Source organism: Rubrivivax albus (assembly GCF_004016515.1).
GTDB lineage: Bacteria > Pseudomonadota > Gammaproteobacteria > Burkholderiales > Burkholderiaceae_C > Rubrivivax > Rubrivivax albus.
The window spans coordinates 1-418 of the sequence record NZ_SACT01000062.1; the positions used below are offsets into that span (position 1 = coordinate 1).

1 protein-coding gene is annotated in these 418 nt (G+C 76.6%); it reads left to right on the top strand.

All coding sequences use genetic code 11. The features are described from left to right. On the top strand, window positions 1–418 hold a 418-nt coding region (locus ENE75_RS24740; protein ID WP_199232424.1), incomplete at both ends, for an efflux RND transporter permease subunit.

Consider the following 418-nt stretch of genomic DNA (forward strand, 5'->3'; position numbering starts at 1 on the left):
ATCGCCGGCCTGGGTGCGCTGCGCGGCGTGGAGCTGCGCGAGCTGCCCAACGTCGACCGCCCCATCGTCGCCGTGCGCGCCGACTTCCCCGGGGCGGCGCCGGAGACGCTGGACGCCGAGGTCACGCGCGTGCTCGAAGCCGACGCCGAGCCGGTCATCCAGCTGGCCGTGGCCAGCCGCGTGCTGTCGGTGGACCAGCTCACGCGGGCGGTGGAGGAACAACTCGAACCGGAACTGGTGGCCGTGCCCGGCGTGGCCGACGTGACCCTGTTCGGCGGCCGCGAGACGGTGATGCGCGGGCGCCTGGACCCGGCCCGCCTGGCGGCGCGCAACGTGGCCGTGGACGAGGGCGTGGCCGCGCTGCGCAGAGCGCGCGCCGATGTGCCGGCCGGCAGCCTGCAGGGCGGCGAGTTGCAGG